The sequence below is a fragment of the Neopoerus faecalis genome, assembly GCF_029218125.1.
In the GTDB taxonomy this organism is placed as follows: Bacteria; Bacillota; Clostridia; order Oscillospirales; family Oscillospiraceae; genus Oscillibacter; species Oscillibacter faecalis_A.
This window is the reverse complement of the sequence record NZ_JARFXX010000002.1, coordinates 204,288-223,570: the sequence shown is the minus strand read 5'-3', so window position 1 is coordinate 223,570 and position 19,283 is coordinate 204,288. Positions and strand designations below refer to the sequence as shown.

General features: G+C 62.4%; 27 protein-coding genes. 3 read left to right on the top strand and 24 right to left on the bottom strand.

The window, feature by feature from the left end:
* Positions 1–9 precede the first annotated feature (9 nt).
* From PY311_RS03455 to PY311_RS03375, 17 genes are all read right to left on the bottom strand, one after another.
* On the bottom strand, positions 10–354 hold the full coding sequence (locus PY311_RS03455) for a hypothetical protein (RefSeq protein ID WP_286147284.1): 345 nt from the start codon (positions 352–354) through the stop codon (positions 10–12).
* Positions 354–776: a hypothetical protein gene (locus PY311_RS03450; RefSeq protein ID WP_286147283.1), complete on the bottom strand. Its 423-nt coding sequence runs from the start codon at positions 774–776 to the stop codon at positions 354–356. Before PY311_RS03450 ends, PY311_RS03455 begins: the two co-directional genes overlap by 1 nt.
* Positions 769–1,704 carry a hypothetical protein gene (locus PY311_RS03445; RefSeq protein WP_286147427.1) on the bottom strand — a complete coding sequence of 312 codons (936 nt, stop codon included), beginning with the start codon at positions 1,702–1,704 and terminating at the stop codon, positions 769–771. Before PY311_RS03445 ends, PY311_RS03450 begins: the two co-directional genes overlap by 8 nt.
* Before the next feature lie 5 nt (positions 1,705–1,709).
* A complete protein-coding gene (locus PY311_RS03440; RefSeq protein WP_286147282.1) occupies positions 1,710–2,288 on the bottom strand; it encodes a LysM peptidoglycan-binding domain-containing protein in 579 nt (192 codons plus the stop codon).
* A 14-nt stretch (positions 2,289–2,302) separates the two neighbouring features.
* A complete protein-coding gene (locus PY311_RS03435) occupies positions 2,303–2,812 on the bottom strand; it encodes a hypothetical protein (protein ID WP_286147281.1) in 510 nt (169 codons plus the stop codon).
* 4 nt (positions 2,813–2,816) lie between these two features.
* Positions 2,817–3,116, bottom strand: a complete 300-nt coding sequence (locus tag PY311_RS03430) for a hypothetical protein (RefSeq protein WP_286147280.1) — start codon at positions 3,114–3,116, stop codon at positions 2,817–2,819.
* Positions 3,113–3,496 (bottom strand): hypothetical protein, encoded by a 384-nt coding sequence (locus PY311_RS03425; protein WP_286147279.1) that lies wholly within the window; start codon positions 3,494–3,496, stop codon positions 3,113–3,115. The genes PY311_RS03430 and PY311_RS03425 overlap by 4 nt, the downstream gene beginning before the upstream one ends.
* A gap of 12 nt (positions 3,497–3,508) precedes the next feature.
* Positions 3,509–4,576, bottom strand: a complete 1,068-nt coding sequence (locus PY311_RS03420; RefSeq protein ID WP_286147278.1) for a phage tail sheath C-terminal domain-containing protein — start codon at positions 4,574–4,576, stop codon at positions 3,509–3,511.
* Positions 4,573–5,064 carry a hypothetical protein gene (locus PY311_RS03415; RefSeq protein ID WP_286147277.1) on the bottom strand — a complete coding sequence of 164 codons (492 nt, stop codon included), beginning with the start codon at positions 5,062–5,064 and terminating at the stop codon, positions 4,573–4,575. Before PY311_RS03415 ends, PY311_RS03420 begins: the two co-directional genes overlap by 4 nt.
* Complete coding sequence (locus tag PY311_RS03410; protein ID WP_286147276.1) at positions 5,061–5,378, bottom strand: hypothetical protein; 318 nt, start codon at positions 5,376–5,378, stop codon at positions 5,061–5,063. The genes PY311_RS03415 and PY311_RS03410 overlap by 4 nt, the downstream gene beginning before the upstream one ends.
* On the bottom strand, positions 5,375–5,782 hold the full coding sequence (locus PY311_RS03405; protein ID WP_286147275.1) for a hypothetical protein: 408 nt from the start codon (positions 5,780–5,782) through the stop codon (positions 5,375–5,377). Before PY311_RS03405 ends, PY311_RS03410 begins: the two co-directional genes overlap by 4 nt.
* Position 5,783: 1 nt before the next feature.
* Positions 5,784–6,815 carry a phage major capsid protein gene (locus tag PY311_RS03400; protein ID WP_286147274.1) on the bottom strand — a complete coding sequence of 344 codons (1,032 nt, stop codon included), beginning with the start codon at positions 6,813–6,815 and terminating at the stop codon, positions 5,784–5,786.
* A gap of 14 nt (positions 6,816–6,829) precedes the next feature.
* Positions 6,830–7,177, bottom strand: a complete 348-nt coding sequence (locus PY311_RS03395) for a hypothetical protein (RefSeq protein ID WP_286147273.1) — start codon at positions 7,175–7,177, stop codon at positions 6,830–6,832.
* Between the two features lie 48 nt (positions 7,178–7,225).
* Positions 7,226–8,068, bottom strand: a complete 843-nt coding sequence (locus PY311_RS03390; RefSeq protein ID WP_286147272.1) for a hypothetical protein — start codon at positions 8,066–8,068, stop codon at positions 7,226–7,228.
* A gap of 520 nt (positions 8,069–8,588) precedes the next feature.
* On the bottom strand, positions 8,589–9,737 hold the full coding sequence (locus tag PY311_RS03385) for a serine/threonine protein phosphatase (RefSeq protein WP_286147271.1): 1,149 nt from the start codon (positions 9,735–9,737) through the stop codon (positions 8,589–8,591).
* A gap of 113 nt (positions 9,738–9,850) precedes the next feature.
* Entirely contained in the window at positions 9,851–11,098 is a 1,248-nt protein-coding gene (locus PY311_RS03380) for a PBSX family phage terminase large subunit (protein WP_286147270.1), read from the bottom strand.
* Positions 11,088–11,546 carry a hypothetical protein gene (locus PY311_RS03375; RefSeq protein WP_286147269.1) on the bottom strand — a complete coding sequence of 153 codons (459 nt, stop codon included), beginning with the start codon at positions 11,544–11,546 and terminating at the stop codon, positions 11,088–11,090. The genes PY311_RS03380 and PY311_RS03375 overlap by 11 nt, the downstream gene beginning before the upstream one ends.
* Before the next feature lie 260 nt (positions 11,547–11,806).
* Between PY311_RS03375 and PY311_RS03370 the strand changes: the two genes are divergently transcribed.
* The 3 genes from PY311_RS03370 to PY311_RS03360 all read left to right on the top strand — a co-directional run bounded on the left by PY311_RS03370 (position 11,807) and on the right by PY311_RS03360 (position 14,051).
* Complete coding sequence (locus PY311_RS03370; RefSeq protein WP_286147268.1) at positions 11,807–12,892, top strand: sensor histidine kinase; 1,086 nt, start codon at positions 11,807–11,809, stop codon at positions 12,890–12,892.
* The gene (locus PY311_RS03365; protein ID WP_286147267.1) at positions 12,889–13,599 is read left to right on the top strand and encodes a response regulator; all 711 of its coding nucleotides are present in this window, start codon (positions 12,889–12,891) and stop codon (positions 13,597–13,599) included. Before PY311_RS03370 ends, PY311_RS03365 begins: the two co-directional genes overlap by 4 nt.
* Before the next feature lie 146 nt (positions 13,600–13,745).
* Positions 13,746–14,051 (top strand): hypothetical protein, encoded by a 306-nt coding sequence (locus PY311_RS03360; RefSeq protein ID WP_286147266.1) that lies wholly within the window; start codon positions 13,746–13,748, stop codon positions 14,049–14,051.
* Between the two features lie 74 nt (positions 14,052–14,125).
* On the opposite strand, the gene pgsA is transcribed toward PY311_RS03360, so the two are convergent.
* Genes pgsA through prmC form a run of 7 tightly spaced genes read right to left on the bottom strand, consistent with a single transcriptional unit; the run spans position 14,126 to position 19,200 of the window.
* Positions 14,126–14,665: a CDP-diacylglycerol--glycerol-3-phosphate 3-phosphatidyltransferase gene (gene pgsA, locus PY311_RS03355; protein WP_286147265.1), complete on the bottom strand. Its 540-nt coding sequence runs from the start codon at positions 14,663–14,665 to the stop codon at positions 14,126–14,128.
* On the bottom strand, positions 14,662–14,952 hold the full coding sequence (locus PY311_RS03350; RefSeq protein ID WP_286147264.1) for a DUF4491 family protein: 291 nt from the start codon (positions 14,950–14,952) through the stop codon (positions 14,662–14,664). The genes pgsA and PY311_RS03350 overlap by 4 nt, the downstream gene beginning before the upstream one ends.
* Positions 14,949–16,277, bottom strand: coding sequence for a 30S ribosomal protein S12 methylthiotransferase RimO (gene rimO, locus PY311_RS03345; protein ID WP_286147263.1), 1,329 nt, complete (start codon positions 16,275–16,277; stop codon positions 14,949–14,951). Before rimO ends, PY311_RS03350 begins: the two co-directional genes overlap by 4 nt.
* A complete protein-coding gene (locus PY311_RS03340; RefSeq protein WP_286147262.1) occupies positions 16,274–16,546 on the bottom strand; it encodes a hypothetical protein in 273 nt (90 codons plus the stop codon). Before PY311_RS03340 ends, rimO begins: the two co-directional genes overlap by 4 nt.
* Before the next feature lie 5 nt (positions 16,547–16,551).
* Entirely contained in the window at positions 16,552–17,172 is a 621-nt protein-coding gene (locus PY311_RS03335; protein ID WP_286147261.1) for a regulatory protein RecX, read from the bottom strand.
* On the bottom strand, positions 17,162–18,271 hold the full coding sequence (gene recA, locus PY311_RS03330; RefSeq protein WP_286147260.1) for a recombinase RecA: 1,110 nt from the start codon (positions 18,269–18,271) through the stop codon (positions 17,162–17,164). Before recA ends, PY311_RS03335 begins: the two co-directional genes overlap by 11 nt.
* 53 nt (positions 18,272–18,324) lie before the next feature.
* Complete coding sequence (prmC, locus tag PY311_RS03325; protein ID WP_286147259.1) at positions 18,325–19,200, bottom strand: peptide chain release factor N(5)-glutamine methyltransferase; 876 nt, start codon at positions 19,198–19,200, stop codon at positions 18,325–18,327.
* Positions 19,201–19,283: the final 83 nt, after the last annotated feature.

The window sequence follows — 19,283 nt, the reverse complement described above, 5'->3', positions numbered from 1 at the left end:
TTCACCTCCCTACTGCAGCGTCACCTCTGCGGTCAGTGCCGTATCCCCCGCAGTGAGCTGCACCGTCAGCGCCGCGCATTCTCCCCCGCTCTGCGTCAGTGTCACGCTGTCCACCGTGAGTCCGGTTTCCTCCGCCAGCGCCTCGGCCACATACTGCTCCGCCGCGGCCTGCCGCTCCGCCGCCTTTAACTGCCCCAGCGTCCACAGGCGGCTGCCGAAGCTCTCCATAAAGGGGAATGCCCCCCGCCGCGCCGTGAGCCGCAGCAGCACCCGCTGCAAGACCGCCTCGCTGCCGGATACCGTTTCCAGCCCGCTGCCCTTTGGCACGTAGTCTCCATTTTTCATTCGCAGCATCAAAGCGCCTCCCCCTCGCCGCAGGTGCAGGGCTTGTAGCTCTCGCCGTTTACCGACAGCGAGCCCCGGATGTCCACTCTGCCCCGCAGTTCCAGCGTACCGTCCCGCTTCAGATAGACGCTGACGCCGCCGGGTGCGTGGAGATACACCTCTCCCGGCTGCATCCCCTTGGGTGCCGCCGCCTGCTGTCCGCCGCAGACGCACTGCTCCTCTCCGCCGGGACCGCCCTTGATGACCAGCACGCTTGCCCCGCTCTCCGGCAGCCACACATACCCGCCGGGGCCGTAGACCGGCAGCCGCCGCACCTCACCCCGGGTCACAACGCCCATTTCGTCCCCTACGATGGTGGAAACACCCTGATCCGCCTCTGCCTCCGGAACAGCGGGCTTCATTTTCTGAGCCAGCCACATCGTTTCACTCACACTCCTTCAGCGTCCATGTCATCACAGCCCCCTCCCGGGCGGAAAAACGGTTTTCCGCCTCCGCCACGCGAAAAAAGCCCTCTAAGCCCAGCTTGCTCAGCCGCAGCTCTGCCCGATCCCCCGGGAACGCCCCAAAGCTCCCCGGCAGCGATACCGTCACCGTTTTCTCATCCTGCCGGGACTGCTGAATCTGATACTCCCCGGTGTAGCGCATGGCGGCCCATGTGCTCTTTCCCGGCGTGTAGACCACCCGGCGGCACTGGCCGCCCTTTCGAATCATCTCCGGGTTTCGCACGGAGTAGCTGATATTCTGCCGCTTGTCAATGACCAGCGCCTCCGTGATGACGCCGTAGTGGTCCTCCCGCAGCCGGCAGCTCCGAATAGGGCTGCTTTCATCCAGCACCAACTGCCGCCCCGCCTGCTCCGGTGCTGCCAACAGCTCTCCCGTTTTGGAAAACCGGGGTAGAAAGCCACCGTAAACCCGGCAGAACTCCGAAATGACCTTCCATTGGCTGCTGCCTGCCCCGGCGGTGTAGGGCGCGGCGGACGAAAGCTCCACCGCCTCCCCTACCGTGATGCCGTAAGGCTCCGCGTGCCGCCGCAGCAGCTCCCGCAGCGTCACCCGCTCATACGTCACCGGCCGGGATTCGTTGTCCAGCAGCCGCGCGGCATAGCCCCGCCCCGCCAGCGTCACCGTCAGGCCGTTCTGGTCCAGCTCCACGCTGTATTCGTCCACAATGCCCCGCAGCTGCGTCTGCCCGTCTTCCACCGCCGCAAAGCCCGCCGCCATTTTCAAAACCGGCGCCATCTCCGGCCGGTACACCGCCGTAACGCTCCAGCTATCGCATGGCACCGTCCCCGTGTGCCGCACGTTCCATTCCAGCAGCGGCGGCAGCTCATAGACATGGTGGTCCGCCGTATAAAGCATTCCCTTCACGGCAGCCTCACCTCATTTCCCGGATAAATGAGATTGGGATTTTTGATCTGCGGATTGGCGGCGATCAGCGCCGTGAGGTTCACACCGAACCGCTTGGCAATGCCCCACAGCGTATCGCCCCGCTTCACGGTGTACGTCCCTCCGGAGGCGTCGCCCGCAGTCTCCTCCACCGGCAGCAGCACCGCGCTGGTGCCGCTGCGCTCCGTCAGGCTACCATCGTAGCCGCCCATGTCCTCCCAGAACACAAAGCGGTAGCGCACATAGTCCGGCCTCGGTTCCTCCGTCACGGACAGCGACACGAAGTACGCCCGCTCCGTCCGCCAGACCGGGTGCACCAGCAGCCCCGGCCCCTCGTCCTGAAAGACCGCCGCCAAACGCTCAAACTCCCGGTAGGCGTCTGCCCCCGCAAATTCCCCCTCACCCTGCAAAACGCGGTACGTCACGCCCATCTCCTGCAGCACGCAGCCGCCCATGGGAATCTTGTGGGCCGCCACCTGCCGCCGGTATTCCACGGTGAACGTCTCCGGGTTATGGGGCCACACATAGCTTTTATATCGCATGGAGGACAGTCTCATCTCTCCACTCCTCCCTAAAAAATGGTAAATCCCCCGTCATAGCGCCGGGCGTCCCGCTGAACGGCCCGGGACAGCGCCTCCGCGTCCGTCCCGCCCCCTCCGGTCTCCGCTGCTTCCGAGAAAACGCCCATAGGCGTCACCGGACTTCGCCAAAAGTGATTCGCCTGTTGATTCCGATAAAATACCATCGCCTGTGGCTCCGTTTCCGCCGCCGCAGAGACACCGGCCGCGCCGACCGTTTCTTCTTCCCACCGCTTCCCTGCGGCCCGAAGCGGCTCTCCGATTTCGGGAGCCGCCTGCACCGCCTCTTCCCCCTCCAGCCGCACGGCGGCACGTTCCTTTTTACCCGGAGCCATAGAGGACGCTTCCCGCCCGTTCCGCTTTCCTTGGCGGAGCGGCTGCTCCGCCGCAAGGCGTTGAGAAGTGGCGTCCGTCTCGTCCGAATCTTCCCGGCTGCTCTCCATGGTCAGCAGCCGCGCCAGAAGCGCGCTCTGCCGCCGCTGCAGCTCCCGCAGATAGTCCATGGCTTCACGCTCCTCTCAACGCCTCAAACCGCTCGCTGTCAAAGGCCGGATTCTCCCGCTCCGGCTGCCGCCCCTCCGCGAGAAGGGTGAGCATCCTCTCCATCTCCCGGGGCGTCAGGTCATCCAGAACCTCGGCCTCATCCCGATAGACCGCCTCTCCGTCAGCATGGCAGCTTGCCTGCAAAATGGCGGCGTTGCACCGCAGCGTCCGCTCCAGCGGATCGTCATACGCCTCCCGGTGCGCCTGCCACAGCCCAAGAAGCGCCCCCGCTGTCAGCGGCCTCAGCTCCTCTATGGCCCTCATGCCGTTGTCTCAATTCTCCGGGCTGCGGTCAGTGTTACCTTCTCCGCCACCGTGGCGTTCAGCTCTCCATCCTCCTGAATGCCGCTCCACTCACAGCCGCTGTAGATGACCTTTCGATCCGGCTTGCAGATGACAAGGGAGAAATCCGTCAGCCCATAGAAATCGATGCCGTCGGAAATGGCGGTGTCCGTGGCGTAGAGCCGCGTCAGCTCCACGGTGTAACTTTTCTGTCCTTCAATGGTGGCCACCGGCTCGCTCTCGCCGAAGGCCTCCACATTTTTGCTGGACTTGGCCGCCTTGGCCCGGTAGCTCTGCACCACGGCGATTTTTCTTCCGTCCAGCTCCAAGTAAATATCCGCACTGGTGGGAAATCCCTTCATGTCCGTCCCTCCTTAAACCGTCAGATGCACCGTCAGGTAGATCTGGTTGAGTCCGTGGGCCACGGCAAAGCCGAATTCCACCAGACATACCGTGGGATCGTCCGCCGAGGCTGTCACCGTCACCTCGCCGTAATCCTCGATGATCTGCGCGCTTTTTTTCTTCTCCAGCTCCACAATGGTCTGGGCGCGGATAGCCCCCCGGCCCTGAGCCGTATTCTTCGCCCGGGCAAACTTGCTCCGCAGCGCCGCCCGCACCGCCGGAATCACATCGTCCGCCACCAGCACTGTGGTCAGCTCCCGCCATGTGGCGTCTGCGGCGCTGCCGGTCTTGGTCCGGGTGGTAATACCCCGCACCGGGGACACCGTGCCGCCCACGCATTCCAGCGGCGTTACGCCGCCCCGCACCATCAGGTCGATGTCGTTATCGCCGTAATCCGCCTGCAAACCGCCGATACCGTACAGCGCCGCGCCGTTTAACGGCAGCGCCGGGTCCGTCCCTGCGGCGATGGCTCCCGCCACGGCGGCCGCCGCAAAAACGCCGGGCAGCTCCGTGCCGTTTTCGTCCTTCATGTCCGGTCCCACCAGCACCATGCGCTCGCTGTTGATGGCCGCAGCCCTTGTCACCAGCTCCGCCGCCGTGTCGCCGCTGCCGCCGATGACGCCGATGCGCTCTTTCCGCGCCCCGGACGCCGCCTCCACAGCTGCCTTCAGCGCCTTCTGCACCGCAAGGTCGCTGCTGTCGCAGACCATGACCTGAACCTCCCGGTCCGCCAGCGCCGCAAAGGCCGCCTGATACGCCGCCGTGTCGCCGGCCTCGTCCACACGCACCGCCTCCACGGTAGACGCGCCGTTTTGGAACAGCAGCTTCAAAAGCGTGCTCATCCCCGGCGCGGCGGCAGCGTCCTCGCCAAAGGCCTCCACCCCCGCGCTGTACCGCGTCAGCGTCACAACCGTCCCCGCCGTTCCCTTCACCGCCAGTGCCGCCACGCCGATGACCTTGGGTGCACGGCCCGCCGTTGTCACGCCAGAGGCATCGTAAACCGAATAGACCCCCGGCCGCTCGTGTCTTGTCCCGCTCATTTCATAACTCCTTTCAGCCGGAAATCCAGAAAGGTCCCGGCCTCCGCCTCGCTCTCCGCCAAAAACAGCGCCCGGCACACAAGCGTACCCCGCCGCAAAAACATCCGCGTGGTCTTTTCCCATGAGATAGCCTCCCAAGTCAGCTCCCCGGCGCGAATGCCCTCCGGCAGCCCGCTCAAAAGCACCTCGGTGGCCCGCTCACAGCCCGCCTCGCAGTCTGCGGCCCGCTCCGCCCGCAGCTCCACGGTGATCTGCCCCGTCAGCTCCTTGCCGTAGCGCTCCCGCACCGTCTGAGTCTCCGCGTCCGTCACCTCGCCCAGGTAATCGCCAAAGCCCGCCGACTTCCCACTGGCCGCGCCTACGCCTACCGTCGCCGCAGCGCCGGTGTACGCCTTGATTTTTTCCTCTGGGAACTGCTCCAGCGCCTCAATGCCCGCGTCCTTCAGCGCTGTCAGCACTGCCGTGCGAATCTGACCCAGCTCGTTCATTCCGCCGCCTCCCGCGCTTCCTCCAAAGAGGCCCACCAATGGTGCAGCTTACCGCCCACGTAATACGCCCGGCTGGTCCGCACCCGGTACGGCGTTTTCAGCCACACCAGAATGTCCCCCGGCTGGACCTCCTCCATTCCGGTGTAGCTCCACAGGCAGTGGTCCACCCAACCGATGGCCGTTTTCTCCCCGGGAATAACCTCCTCCCGGGTCGGCACCGGCTGGATGAACGCCCGGATGGGCCGCTGGCCCTCCCGGTTTTTCAGCACCATCTTGTCGCCAAGCTGCTTGAGTACCTCCGAAAGCCCGCTCATCCCCGCACCCCCTGAAAGCAAAACCGCCCGGATACGGCGTAGGGCTCCATAAGCCGCTCCGCGGACTGCTCCAGCGCCTCCGCCAGCTCCTTTGCGGAGGCGGCGGACAGCCCCCGCACCGTCACTTCGCCCACCGTCATGCTCTCCACGCGGCTCCGCTTGCCAAGGTAGTCCGCCGCTGCGGTAAACGCTGCCGCGCAGGGCAGGGCGCTGCCGCAGTCCGCCGGGGTCACACCGCTTTGCAGCCGGTTTTTCCACGCCTGCTCCGCCGCCGCGCACAAAACGCTCAGCAGTTCGTCATCTGCCTCCACGCCGCACAGTTTCGCCGCCAGTGCCGCCGTTGTCAGCTCCATCTCATCTCTCCTCTCTCCCGCCGCGCCGGGGATACCGGCGCGGCGGCTCATCTCAGACCTTCAGTACCTTCGCCGCGTCCGTAAACAGCTTGGCAAAGCCGGAAATGGACGTAATCGCCGCCCGCTCCAGTTGACGGTCAATGAGCTTGTCATACTCCACGACTACCTCACTGCCGCAGATCTGCTCCAGCGCGTAATTTTTATCAAGACCGATGATGGTCCCGCTGGGTACGGCGGCAGAGCGCAGCAGCTTGGCGCCCAGCGGCGTTGTCAGCTTGCCGGTAGCCTGAAAGTTAAGGCCCGTGTTGGGATTCTGGAACTCGCTGAGCTTCAGCATGGCCAGCATCATGTCCCGGCTCACCAGCATGGTGTTCATAGTGTAGGGATCGAACTGCGCCCAGAAATCCAGCAGTGCGCCATAGCTCAGCGTACCGTCCGTGCCGCCGATGGGGCTCTCCGCCACGTTGTACACCTTGGCGGCGTTGTTATTGCCATCGCCGTTCACCAGCACGTTCACAGCGTCCTCAAGATGCATTCGGCCGATGTACGCGCCGATCTGCCGCAGCGTCACGGCGAACAGGTCCAGCCGCTGAAAGCGAATGGCCTCGTAGGGGGCCACCAGCATCCGGCCCCGCTTGTGCAGGCGCACCAGATTCTCCTGCGTGCGGATGGTGGTCTGGGGAATCTGCGCCCCCTCCTCCACACGCTTGAGCTTTTTCTCCTCCTCCGTGGGAACAGAGGCGATGGAGCGGTAATCCAGTCCGTCAAAATTCGTGACAGTGGCGGTAATGTCCGGCAGGATGCTCTCCTCCTCCATGCCCTGGCGCACCACGCGGCTCACGAACTCCGGGAACAGCACGGCGGATTCCGTGGACCAGAAGAATTTCTCCACCCGGTCGCTGCCCGCGCCCTTGACCTTGATGTCAAAGCGCTTGAGCTGACGCTGGAAGGCGTCCAGTCCCTCCAGCGCGGTGCCCTTATAGCTCTCGCTGGGATCAAGAGCCTCCAGCGTCTGGGCAAAGCTGCGGCCGCCCTGACCGTACATTCCCTTTTCCAGCTTCAGATTTTCGTAATGATATGCCATCTGTCTTCCCCTCCTTACAGTACGATGGTCACGGTCTTGGCTGCGGTGTCCGCCTCCACAGCAAGATAGCTCCTGCCGCCCTCGGATACCACGGTCACGCCGCCCTTACCGTCCGCCGCCAGCGTGTTCCAACCCGCCGTGGGGGCCGTGCCGCTGTAGCTCACCGTCACCATGCCGCCCATGGCCACGGAGCAGGCTTTGCCGTCTCTGGCTACCGACAGCACCACGCCGTCGAACCCGCCGTTCTCCGCACACGCCGCCACCGTGCCGTTTCCGCTGACCTTTACCGCCTGCCCCTCGCTCACGCCGCTGCAGGCGAAGGTCGCGGCCCACTGGCCGATGCCCTCATAAGAAACGTTCATTCTTCTTCCTCCCTTGATTTATCGTTCCAATTCCCGTCTACCGGGAGATCAGACCTGAAATACAGCCGCGTCCTCCGGCAGCTCCGCCTGCCGCTGCCGGAGCTGGACCGGCACCGGGAACCTTTTTGCCACCTGCGCCTCGTAGGCGCCCTTGAGCTCCAGCAGCTCGTCCTCCTCCAGCCGCCCCACGGCCTTTGCGAAAACACGCCCGTCCAACGCGCTGTCCGCCAGCATGGCAAGGCGCACCACCTCCCGGCGCAGCGCGCTGAGATACCGCTGCCCTGCCTGCGCCTGCTTTTGCAGCAGCCGCAGCTCCGGCTCCTCCCGGCCAAAGCGCTTCACAACTCCCGCCCGGGGCTGGGCCGGCACTGCCACAAATGACCACTCATAGGCGTCCAGCGGCTCCCGCAGCTCCGTAAAGCACAGCTTATCGCCGTATACCTGCCCCTTCACATGGCTGCAGGCGCCGTTTTCTGCCCCGCATACGGAGCACACGCTCCGGCCCATGCTGCACCCCACGCTGACCTCTTTTTTGATGCCGCCCTCGATCTCCGTGATGAGGTCCTGATTTTTCTCCGTCCGCATGAGATAGGCCCACGCCTTCAGCCAGCGGTATTCATCCCCCGCCGCCGTTACAACGCCCGGCTCCCGCACCACCTCCGTGCGGTAAATGCGGGCGGTCTGCCCCTTGGCGGACCACTGGTGGTCAAAAATGCCGCTCTTGCCTAAAAACAGCTCACCCAGCCGCTCCAGGTCCTCCGTGGCAAAGCGTTCCATATCCCGGTCCACCTCGTTGTCGCACAGCCGCACGCTGAAGGTGTATACCTGATCCTCCGTCAGCTCCGCCTTGGCATAGCGGTTGATGGCCTGTAATTCCTCCTGTGTCAGCATCCCGTTTCCTCCCTGTCATTTTCCTTGTCGCGGCTTCCGCCGCGGCTCACTTCCGTTCGCCCAAGCCAAGGCCCCTGCTTATTTCTTCTCCGCCAAATCGTTTTCGTTCCGCAGCTTCCGTGCCTGCTCCCGGTACAGTTCCGCCTTGGCCGCCCCACAAAAGCTCCGCTTTTGCGGGGACCCCTTATTCCACTCAAATCGTCAGACAAGGTCCGCCGATTTCAAGGTTTTGCTCCGCAAAACCCTTGGCGCGGCAACGCCGCGGCTCGCTTACGCTCGCAGAAGCCACGGCACGTCACTTAGTCTCTTCCGCCGCATCATTCTCGATTCTCAATCTCCGCGCCTGCTCCCGGTACAGCTCCGCCTTGGCACCCCCCACAAAAGCGCCGCTTTTGCGGGGGCCCCTTATTCCACTCAAATCGTCGGGCAAAGCCCGTCGATTTCAAGGCTTTGCCCCGCAAAACGCTTGTCGCGGCTTCCGCCGCGGCTCACCTTCGTTCGCGGAAGCCAAGGCCCCTGCTTATTTCTTCTCCGCCAAATCGTTCTCGTTCCGCAGCTTCCGTGCCTGCTCCCGGTACAGCTCCGCCTTGGCTTCCTCCACCTCATCCTGCAAATTGATGTCCTCCCAATCCACCGTGACCGTCTCCGTGCTGCCCTGCATCCGCAGCCACATCCGGCAGATTTTTTCCACCACCGGCGTCAGTGTCCGGCGGAGGGCGGTGATTTCCGTGGTCAGCATATCCGCCTGCTGAGCGCTCATCCGCTCCGTGGAGTTCCAGTTCAGCCCCAACATAAAGGGCGGGATGCCCGTCTTGGCCACGATCTGCTCCATGACCTGCCTCACCGGCACCTGGCTGTCCAGCACCGGCGCGTCCGCGCCGATGACCCGGATATCCACATCCCCCACGGCCACAAGGTCCCGCACATCGCCGCTGCGGGTCTCCTGCATGGCGCGGCTCCATTCCTGTGCCAGCACCTGTCCCCGCTGAGCGGCACTGCCCTCACTGTCCCGGCAGGTCACGGCAAAGCGCACGTTGCCGCACCGCTCCCAGTTCACGCCGATGGTGTGGTAAATTTTCATTAAAATATCCGCCATAAACGGAATCCCCCGCAGCATGGATACGCCGTAGGGATGCGCCGCCTCCGGGTGCAGTGGCGTGAACAGCAGCAGCTCCTGATAGGGCAGCTCCGCCATGCTCCCGTGCTCGTCCGGCCCACAGATACGAAAGTCCAGCGGGCTTTCCCCCTCCCGCAGCTCCACCTGCTCTAACCGGCCGCACAGCAGCGCCGCCAGCGTCCGGTTCCCGGCGGCGGGCACCATCTCGCCCACCGCTCCGCCATATACCAGCAGGGAATCCAGATATTGACTGAGGAACGCCTCAATGCCGTGCTGGCCGCGGCCCGCGTTCACCCGCTCCAAAAATGTCCGCAGCGCTGTCTGCGTCTCCAAATCGTCACAGAGCACCTTCACCCCGCCGCTGAGTCGGATGAGCTTGCAAACCGCCGCGTCCACCACCGGCACTGCCTCCCGCACCGCCTGATACAGCCGCAGCTCGCCGCTGCGCTGGGGCGTAAAGTTCCGCAGCTGCGCGAAGGGATGCGCCTCCCGGCTCCGCAGCTGTACCGCCTGCGCGGCAAGCCCTGTATCTCCCCGCTTCCAGAATTTCAAACGAACCACTCCTCCCTTGTGGAGACCCTTCTCCCATCCCCCCGCGCACATCCGGCCTTTGTTGCACGTTTCTGTGCAACAAATGAAAAATTTTTTATTTTTTCACTCCGCGCTCACGCCCGCCGCTCCACGGCGGCCACCGCAAACCCTCCGCTTCGCTTTCCCGTCAGATCCATGGCAAAATACCGCATCTCGTCCATCGCATGATCATGTTCCTTGCGGGGCGCGTCCTTTCCCGCCTTTTCGTCCCAACAATATTGCGCCAGCTCCCGCAGGCAGTCCCGGCAGCCCTCGCAAATTACAATCTTACCCTGCCGCAGCAGGTCCGCCGTTACCCGGATTCCGTCCGCCACATCATTATTGGCCTTCACCACCCGGTATCCCCGGCGCCGCAGTGCCTCAAGAAAGCTGGCCGCTGACGGGTCCACGATGACCCGCTCGATGCTCCGACCCGCCGCCAGACGCTCCAGTGCATCGGCGTATTCCGCATCTGTCTGCTGTCGGCCCTCCCGGCGGGAATCGTAGTAATATTCCTCTACCCGGTACCATACGCCCACCTTCTCGCCCCACAGCCCCATAGAGGTCGGATTGGCCGTGCCGTAGTCGACAGACACCCGCCAGCGCTCAAACGGCCCCTCCGGCGCCGGCCGGGCATCCCGCTCCGAATCGAAAAAATCATACACCAGCCCCTCCGCCGCAGCCCATTGCCCCAGCACGAACCGCCGGTAAAATGTCCCGGTATACAGCCGCTCGTACCGCTGTCGAATCTCCGGTGCCAGTCCGGGATTATCCTCCATGGTAAAGTGCAGTCGCAGCGCTCCCCGGGCCTCCGCCCTTTGAATCCACTCTTTATAAAACCAGTGCTCCGGTCCCTCCGGGTTGCAGTTGAACCACAGCCTGCTTCCCCGCACACTGCACCGGGCGACAGCCTGCTCCACAAAGGAGCGGGGCATCAGCGCCGCCTCGTCCAGCAGAACGCCCGCCAGCGTGATACCCTGAATCAGCGCCGCGCTGGACTCGTCCCGGCCGCCGAAAATGAGATAGCGGTTCGTATGCCCGCCAAAGGTCACGGTCAGCGTCCCGGCGCTGCGGTTTTCCGTTACCTCCATGCCGATACGCCGCAGCTGCGGCACCAGCTCCGTCAGCAGATTCCGCCGCAGGGCTCCCGCCGTTTTGCCGCACAGGGCCAACTGCCGCCCGTGAAAGCAGCTCTGCGCCCACAGGAAAAATGACAGCCCCATGCAGAACGTCTTTCCGCTGCGGACCGCCCCATCGCAGATAATGGCCTGCCAGCGATTCTGCCGCCACCATGTCAATACCTGCCGCTGCTTTTTGGAAAATCGGAACCGCTCATTCGCCATTCCAGTCCTCCGTTCCGCCGCCCAGCTCCGTCAGGGCCCGATACAGCTCATCCTGCTGCGCCCCGCCGCTTTCTCCCAGCAAGCGCCACAGGGTCTCCAGCGCCCGCACCCGGTCCACCAGCTTGACCTCGACCCCCTTTTCTGTTACTCTTAGCTCAGATACCGCCGAAAGCTCCAGCCCCTCCGGTGCGGTCTCTCCCCGCTCCAGCGCCAGACGCACCGCGTCCTCCGCGCCGCCGAAGGCCAGCTTTGCAAGCTGCCGCAAAATGTCCTCCCGCTTCACTGTCGCCGCGGCGGCGCTTCGCATCTGCTCCAAGTGCTGCTGGGTGGTTTTTCGGCCCAGCATGGTGTAACCGTCCCTGCGGTTGATCTCCGCCGCCGCACGCTCCGGGTCCATGGTCCGGAGATAGGCCCGGCAGAACCGTCCGTCCTCCTGTCTTTCTTTCATATCGCACCTCCCGTTTACCCCACCCTTTCCATTTACGGTTTGATGCACGTTTCTGTGCAACAAGCGAAAAATTTTTTCAAAAAATTTTCCCCATCACTCCTTACCGATCTGTTCCCGCCAATTTTAGCGACATATTAACGCACCGTCTGCTATACTGAATATGTACCAAAATCGACGGGCGCGGCCCTGCCTCCTACAGCGGACGCCGCACAGCCGCACCCGCGCCGGTACGCCGTATTTCAATTCTATGGAGGCATTTTATGTCCGATTCCCGCCATCCCCCGCTTTCCTCGCTGTTCCCCTTTTCCCTGAAAGACCTGAAAACCACACTGTTCATTCTGGCGATTGCCGTTGGCGTATGCATCCTGCTTCAGCGGCTGGACCCCAGCGCCGGCTTTGCCATGCCGGTTTTCGTACTGGCGGTGCTGCTGACCTCCCTCCTCACCACCGGCTATGTCTGGGGCCTTCTTTCCGCCCTATTGGGTGTTGTGGCGGTGAACTTTTTCTTTACATACCCCTATTGGGCCTTCAATCTCACCATCACCGGCTACCCCCTCTCGTTCCTGACATTTTTGGGGGTCTCCGTCATCACCTCCACCCTCACCACCAAGACCCGCCAGTTGGACCGGCTGCGGATGGAAAACGAAAAGATCAAAATGCGGGCTGACCTGCTCCGCTCCGTGTCCCACGATATCCGCACCCCCCTGACCTCCATCATCGGCTCCACCTCCGCCGTACTGGATAACCCCGAGCTTTCGCCGGAGGACCGCCGCACACTGCTGGAGGATGTGAAGCACGAGGCCCAGTGGCTCATCAGGGTGGTGGAAAATCTGCTCTCCATCACCCGTATCGGCTCCGATCAGGCGCCGGAGCTTTCCAAGCAGCCGGAGCCTGCTGAGGAGGTGCTGGCCGAGGCGGCGCAGAAGGCCCGCAAGCGCCTTCCTCAGATCAAATTCTCCGTGGATGTGCCGGAGGAACTGCTCATGGTCCCCATGGACCCCATCCTCATTGAGCAGGTGCTCTCCAACCTCATTGAAAACGCCGTAAACCACGGTGTCACCACCACCGCCATCCACCTCAGCGTGCAGAAGGACGGGGATTTCGCCGCCTTCTCTGTCCGGGATAACGGACAGGGCATCGCCCCGGCGCTGCTGCCCCATCTCTTTGACTATTCCATCCGCCACACCCTCTCGCCCATCGGAGACGGAAAGCGGAACATGGGACTGGGCCTGTCCGTGTGCAGCGCCGTGGTCAAGGCCCATGGCGGCACCCTGACCGCCTGCAATCATGAGCGCGGCGCGGAATTTATCTTCCGTCTGCCCATTTCAAAGGAGGCTTCTCTATGAATATCCGGGAAAAAATTCTCATTGTGGAAGATGAAAAGAGCATCGCCCACTTCATCTCCACCATTCTCACCGCCAATGGCTATGAGGCCATGCGGGCCTCCACCGGGGCCGAGGCCATGTCCATGATCTCCTCTCACTGTCCCGATCTGGTGATTTTGGACTTGGGCCTGCCGGATATGGACGGGCTGGACATTCTCCGTCAAATTCGCTCCTGGTCCGCTCTGCCGGTGGTGGTGGTCTCCGCCCGCTCTCATGAGCAGGACAAGGTCTCCGCACTGGACCTCGGCGCGGATGATTACCTCACCAAGCCCTTCGGCACGGACGAGCTGCTGGCCCGGGTCCGCACCGCCATCCGCCATACCCGCACCGCCTCCGGCAACGATGAGATCGCCCGGCAGGGCACCTACACCGTGGGCGAATTGACCATTGACTACAATAAGCATCAGGTGCTCATCCGGGGCGAAAACGCCAAGCTGACTCTCAGCGAGTTCCGCATCGTGGCCCTGCTCGGCAAGCACGCCGGCCGGGTCCTGACCTACGATTACATCATCAAGGAGCTGTGGGGCCCCCGCGCCAGCGGCGACAATCAGATTCTCCGGGTCAACATGGCCAATATCCGCCGCAAGATCGAAAAAAATCCCGCCGAGCCGGAATACCTCTTTACCGAGGTAGGCGTCGGCTACCGCATGGCGGAGGCGGATGCCTGAGCCGCCGCACACAAGCGGTTTGTCCATATTCCGAAGCCAAAACAGCAAGTTCCCCTGTCCGATGGACAGGGGAACTTTTTATACCGCTGGCGCTTTTCCACGCCGTATGCTATACTTGATTTGACAAATTTTTAAAGGGTGATTCCATGAAAATTCTGAACCCCGAATCTGTGGCCCGTTATACCGCGCTGCGGAAGACTGTGCGGAAAATCAGCCGCATGGTCCCTTCTGTCGGCCTTTTGGAGCAGCCGCCCCGGGCGGACCGGGACACCGCCTCCGCAGCGCTGGAATTTCCAACGCCGATGGTGATTCTCAATTCCACTATTCGCGAGTCCCTTTCGCTTCTCTTTTCCCGGTGCGACACCGTGCAGACGGATAAGACGGACCATGGCGTCTGCTTTACCTTTAGCGTTTCCGGCCCCTGGCTGACCGCAGAGGATGCGGAGCATTGAGCCTACTCCCCATTTGGCAGCTTTTCCCCAAACAATGCAAAAGCGGCTTGCAGAGCAAGCCGCTTTTATTTTTATCAGACTGTTGCAATAATATCCCGGTTCAGCACAAAGTATTCCACGCCGGAATACAGTGTTGTCACCACAATGACCACCACGCACAGGAAATTCAATACGTTCGGCACCGGCATCCACGGCTCGTTCATCAGCAGCATGATAACGATAGCCGCCATGGTGCTGGCGGTCTTTACCTTGCCGGACCAGCCGGCAGCAATGACCCGCCCCTTATCGCTGGCAATCATTCGCAGGCCGCTGACCGCAAATTCCCGCACAATGACGATCAGCAGCGCCCAAGCGGGCATCTGGCCAATCTCCACGAACCAGAGCATCGCCGCTGTCACGAGGCACTTATCCGCCAGCGGGTCGGCGAATTTTCCAAAATCCGTTACCAAATTGTACTTCCGGGCGATTTTTCCGTCCAGCAGGTCGGTAAGGCTGGCAATGACAAACACGGCCAGCGCCGCCCATGTGGCCCCGGGGAATCCCCAGTACAGCACCAGCATGAATACCGGAATCAGCAAAATCCGCAGCATGGTCAGTTTATTGGGTAAATTCATTGTTCTTTCCTCTTTTCCTTTTTGGGAAACCAGCCCTTCCGGACCCGTTGCTCCTGTTCAAACAGCTCCCGAATGCTCCAGAAGCACGAAAACGCCAGAATCCCCAGTACGGCGGCGCCGTACACGTTTTCCGTCAGCAAGGAGACAACGGCGAGCAGCAGGCCCGCGCACAGGAATACTGGCCAGCAGCCCTTTCCGAACTGGTACTCCGCCCAAATCACAAGGGGGTGGAACGCACCGATGACCGCAAAGGACACAGCCCCCAGCAAAATGCCGCCCCAGTTCATGCCTCGACCATTTCTCCGGTCGTTTCCCCGTCCATAATGCCGGTGAGGCGGACATTCACAAAGCTGCCGGGGGTGATCTCGCTGTCGGCGGTGAACCAGATACGCCCGTCAATGTCCGGGGACTCCGCGTAGCTGCGGCCATAGAACATCTGCGCCTGCGAATCATAGCCCTCGCAGAGCACCTCCCGCTCCTCGCCCAGAATGGAATCGTTATAGGCGTCAATGATGTCGGACTGGACGTCCACCACCAGCTCCGCCCGGCGGCGGGCCTCCTCGGTGTCCACATGGTCCATCAGGGCCGCCTTCGTACCCTCCTCCGGGGAGAAGGTGAACACGCCTGCCCGCTCGATCTTCACTTCCCGCAGGAAATCGCACAGCTCCTCAAAGGCGGTGTCACCCTCATAGGGCAGGCCGGTGATAAGGCTGGTCCGCAGTACAAGGCCGGGAATCTTTTCCCGCAGCTTTTTCAGAAGTCCCAGCAGCTCCGCCTTGGTGTCCCGGCGGTTCATGGCCTTCAAAATCGTATCGTTGCAGTGCTGGATGGGAATATCCAGATACTTCACGATCTTCGGCTCGCCCGCGATGACGTCAATAAGCTCATCGGTGGTGTCCGTGGGATAGAGATAGTGGAGGCGAATCCAGTGGAAATCCAGCTTGCACAGCTCACGCAGGAGCCTTGCCAACTGGTGCTCGCCGTTCAGGTCTGTGCCGTACCGGGTGATATCCTGCGCGATGACGATGAGCTCCTTCACCCCGGCGGAGGCCAGCTCCGCCGCCTCGTCCAGCAGCTCGTCCATGGGGCGGCTGCGGTACTTACCCCGCAAGGACGGAATCACACAATAGGCGCAGTGGTTATCGCAGCCCTCGGCGATTCGCAGATAGGCATACCACGGCGGCGTGGACAAGATCCGCTCGCCGCTCTGGTTGGCGGTATGGATGTTCCCCAAATGGCAGGGCTTTGTGCCCTTTTCCATCACTTCCGCAACAGCGCTGACAATATCGCCATAGCTGCCGGTACCGAGCAGGCCGTCCACCTCCGGCAGCTCGTGGAAAATATCCTCTTTATAGCGCTGGGTCATGCAGCCGGTGACAAGAATCTTCTTGATTTTTCCCTCCTTTTTCAACTCCGCCATCTCTAAAATGTTTTCAATGGCCTCCCCGCAGGCAGACGCCAAAAAGCCGCAGGTGTTCACCACCACCACATCGCAGCCCTCCGGCTCCGTCTGGATGGCATAGCCCGCCTCGGCGCACAGCGCCATCATCTGCTCGCAGTTCACCTGATTTTTCGCACATCCCAGCGAAATAAATGATATGTTGTAGCTCAAGGTTCCTTCTCCTCTTTTTCCTTATCTTTCGCGCCCAGATCCCACTTCCGCAGGTCCGGCCAATGCCCCGTCAGCTCCCGGAAGCGCAGAATGCACCGCAAGGTATCCCCGCAGCATAAAACCATCAAAATTCCGGACATCCACGGCCGTACCGGCGGGTGCGCCGCAGGTCCCCAGCTTCGCACCCAGCAGAACTCCGCGATGCACATCAGGTCCAGCACCAGCAGCGCGATCAGATCGCCTCTTGCGCTTCTTAACCTTTTTCCCATGGTTCTCACTCCTCCGGTAGCTCCGAGCCGTAGCGGCTCCACGCGGATTTGATTTCACTCCATGGAAAGCCCCGGCGCAGCAGCGCGTCCGTCAGCCGCTTTTTTTCCTTTTCCTCCGGGGCGCGGCCATGGAGCTTGCCCTGCAGAAAGCGGTCGATCTGGCCGCCATCCTCCGGCAGCTCCTCCAGCGCCGCGTCCCACAGCTCCTGGGGCACGCCCTTTTCCCGTAGCTTTTCCCGGGTCCGCCGGGGGCCGTAGCCCCTGTCACCGCAGTGGTGCGCCAGCGCGGCGGCATAGGCAGCGTCATCCAGCGCGCCGATGGCCTCCAGCCATTCCCCGGCATAGCGGGCCTCGGCCTCCGAGGCCCCCTTTTCCTGCAATTTCCGTTCAAGGTCCCGGCGGCTCATGGCCCGGCGGCCAATGAGGTCCGCCGCCGTAGTCTTGACGTTGGACACCCCGGCAGCCTCTTTCAGCCGCCGGAGCGTTTCCTCGTCCAGCGTGTCCCCGGCCCGGAGGCCGAAGGTCAAAAGCTCCTGCTCCGTGACCTTCAGAAGACTTCCGTCCTCCAAAAATACCAGCACTCGGCCCCGCTTATGCTTGGAGGCCTCAATGCGGTCAATCCTCATCGTTGAAATCGTCCGCCGAGACATTCACGGCCTTCCCGGCAGCCTTGGCGGCAGCAATACGGGACTGATTCCCCATGAGCTTATCGAAGTTGGCCCGGATCTGCGCCTCCACATCGGCGGCGATGTCGGGATTTTCCTCCAGATACTTCTTGGCGGCGTCTCGGCCCTGCCCGATGCGGGTCTCCCCCATGGAGAACCACGAGCCAGCCTTGGTGATGATACCCAGTCGGACGCCCAGATCGATAAGCTCACCGGTATGGGCAATGCCCTCGCCGTACATGATGTCGAATTCCGCCTCCCGGAACGGAGGCGCCACCTTGTTCTTCACCACCTTGGCCCGGGTGCGGTTACCCACTACCTCGCCGCCGTTTTTCAGCGCCTCAATACGGCGCACGTCAATGCGGACGGAGGCGTAGAACTTCAGTGCCCGACCGCCGGTAGTGACCTCCGGGTTGCCATACATCACGCCTACCTTTTCACGAAGCTGATTGATGAAAATGACGATGGTGTTCGTTTTTCCTACAGCGCCGGTGAGCTTCCGCAGCGCCTGACTCATCAGCCGGGCGTGAAGGCCCACATAGCTGTCGCCCATTTCGCCCTCGATCTCGGCCCGGGGCACCAGTGCCGCCACAGAGTCCACCACAATGACGTCGATAGCGCCGGAGCGCACCAGCGCCTCCGTAATTTCCAGAGCCTGCTCGCCGGTGTCCGGCTGGGAAATGAGCATATCGTCAATATTCACGCCCAGCGCCCGGGCATAGGTGGGGTCCAGCGCGTGCTCGGCGTCCACAAAGGCAACCTCGCCGCCCTTTTTCTGGGCCTCCGCCGCCACATGGAGGGCAAGGGTCGTCTTACCGGAGGACTCCGGCCCGTAGATCTCCACAATGCGCCCTCTCGGCAGTCCGCCCACGCCCAGCGCCACATCCAGCGACAGTGAGCCGGTGGGAATCACATCCACCTGCAAATTGTTCTGGTCTCCCAAGCGCATGATGGAGCCCTTGCCGTACATTTTCTCGATCTGGCCCATAGCAGCCTCAATGGCCCGCTTCTTGTCCTCCGCCGGCGCGGCGGTGGGAATCGGCGCTTTCTCTTTTGCCATACGTTCTTCCTCCCAATTCTGATTTTCTATCTGAATGCCCGTTTCGGGCCTTTTTACTCGCTGTAAACCTCACTGCAAAGCGTTCCGAACACCACCCGGGGAATGTCATTGTGGTCCTTCACCACCTGAATATCCCCGAAGCCCTGCGCGCGCATGAGCCGCAGCACACTGTCCGCCTGTCCGATGCCCACCTCGAAATACAGCCGCCCGCCGGGGACCAGCGCGGCGGTCCACTTTTCGCAGATGGCCCGGTAAAAGTCCAGACCGTCCTCACCGCCATCCAGCGCCAGATGCGGCTCATAATCCCGGACGGAGTGGTCCAGCTCCGGAATATCGTTCCGGGGAATGTAGGGCGGGTTGCTGACGATGCACTGGAATTCACCCAGCGCCCGGTCGGGCCGCTCCAGCGCGTTGACCTGCATGGGAATCATCCGGGCGGTCAGGCCGCAGCGGCGGACATTCTGCCGGCAAACCTTCAGCGCGGCATCAGAATACTCCCCCAATACGCCTCGAACGCCGGGGGCATGGGCGGCGATGGCCAGTCCGATACAGCCGCTCCCGGCGCACAGGTCCAGCACCCGGCAGGAGCCAAGGGTCTGGATATACGGCAGCGCCTCATCCACCAGCACCTCCGTATCCGGCCGGGGAATCAGCACATCGCTGGAAATATCCAGCGGCAGGCCGTAAAACTCCCACTCGCCAATAAGATACGCCACCGGCTCTCCGGCAAGGTGCCGGGCAGTCAGCTCCCGGACCCGGCGCTCCAGCTCCGGCGGGGCGTACAGCCGTCCATCCCGGGTCAGTTCCTCCCGGCTCTTGTTCACGCCGAAGCACACCAGCTCCCGGGCCTCCAATGTAGTGTCAATGACACCGCCCTTTTTCAGCTCCCGGCGAATATCCAAAAACAAATCGTTATATGTGATAGCCATATTACGCTCCGTAATCGTTTTTCTATCTATTCAAGCCATGCTTGCCATGGGATACGCGCCCCACAAGGGGGCTATCTCACTGC

Coding starts and splice junctions, on each gene's coding strand:
- PY311_RS03455 (WP_286147284.1), bottom strand. CDS start 354: ATGCTGCGAATGAAAAATGGAGACTACGTGCCAAAGGGCAGCGGGCTG.
- PY311_RS03445 (WP_286147427.1), bottom strand. CDS start 1,704: ATGCTTTATACGGCGGACCACCATGTCTATGAGCTGCCGCCGCTGCTG.
- PY311_RS03440 (WP_286147282.1), bottom strand. CDS start 2,288: ATGAGACTGTCCTCCATGCGATATAAAAGCTATGTGTGGCCCCATAAC.
- PY311_RS03435 (WP_286147281.1), bottom strand. CDS start 2,812: ATGGACTATCTGCGGGAGCTGCAGCGGCGGCAGAGCGCGCTTCTGGCG.
- PY311_RS03430 (WP_286147280.1), bottom strand. CDS start 3,116: ATGAGGGCCATAGAGGAGCTGAGGCCGCTGACAGCGGGGGCGCTTCTT.
- PY311_RS03425 (WP_286147279.1), bottom strand. CDS start 3,496: ATGAAGGGATTTCCCACCAGTGCGGATATTTACTTGGAGCTGGACGGA.
- PY311_RS03420 (WP_286147278.1), bottom strand. CDS start 4,576: ATGAGCGGGACAAGACACGAGCGGCCGGGGGTCTATTCGGTTTACGAT.
- PY311_RS03415 (WP_286147277.1), bottom strand. CDS start 5,064: ATGAACGAGCTGGGTCAGATTCGCACGGCAGTGCTGACAGCGCTGAAG.
- PY311_RS03410 (WP_286147276.1), bottom strand. CDS start 5,378: ATGAGCGGGCTTTCGGAGGTACTCAAGCAGCTTGGCGACAAGATGGTG.
- PY311_RS03405 (WP_286147275.1), bottom strand. CDS start 5,782: ATGAGCCGCCGCGCCGGTATCCCCGGCGCGGCGGGAGAGAGGAGAGAT.
- PY311_RS03400 (WP_286147274.1), bottom strand. CDS start 6,815: ATGGCATATCATTACGAAAATCTGAAGCTGGAAAAGGGAATGTACGGT.
- PY311_RS03395 (WP_286147273.1), bottom strand. CDS start 7,177: ATGAACGTTTCTTATGAGGGCATCGGCCAGTGGGCCGCGACCTTCGCC.
- PY311_RS03390 (WP_286147272.1), bottom strand. CDS start 8,068: ATGCTGACACAGGAGGAATTACAGGCCATCAACCGCTATGCCAAGGCG.
- PY311_RS03380 (WP_286147270.1), bottom strand. CDS start 11,098: ATGGCGAATGAGCGGTTCCGATTTTCCAAAAAGCAGCGGCAGGTATTG.
- PY311_RS03375 (WP_286147269.1), bottom strand. CDS start 11,546: ATGAAAGAAAGACAGGAGGACGGACGGTTCTGCCGGGCCTATCTCCGG.
- PY311_RS03370 (WP_286147268.1), top strand. CDS start 11,807: ATGTCCGATTCCCGCCATCCCCCGCTTTCCTCGCTGTTCCCCTTTTCC.
- PY311_RS03365 (WP_286147267.1), top strand. CDS start 12,889: ATGAATATCCGGGAAAAAATTCTCATTGTGGAAGATGAAAAGAGCATC.
- PY311_RS03360 (WP_286147266.1), top strand. CDS start 13,746: ATGAAAATTCTGAACCCCGAATCTGTGGCCCGTTATACCGCGCTGCGG.
- pgsA (WP_286147265.1), bottom strand. CDS start 14,665: ATGAATTTACCCAATAAACTGACCATGCTGCGGATTTTGCTGATTCCG.
- PY311_RS03350 (WP_286147264.1), bottom strand. CDS start 14,952: ATGAACTGGGGCGGCATTTTGCTGGGGGCTGTGTCCTTTGCGGTCATC.
- PY311_RS03340 (WP_286147262.1), bottom strand. CDS start 16,546: ATGGGAAAAAGGTTAAGAAGCGCAAGAGGCGATCTGATCGCGCTGCTG.
- PY311_RS03335 (WP_286147261.1), bottom strand. CDS start 17,172: ATGAGGATTGACCGCATTGAGGCCTCCAAGCATAAGCGGGGCCGAGTG.
- recA (WP_286147260.1), bottom strand. CDS start 18,271: ATGGCAAAAGAGAAAGCGCCGATTCCCACCGCCGCGCCGGCGGAGGAC.
- prmC (WP_286147259.1), bottom strand. CDS start 19,200: ATGGCTATCACATATAACGATTTGTTTTTGGATATTCGCCGGGAGCTG.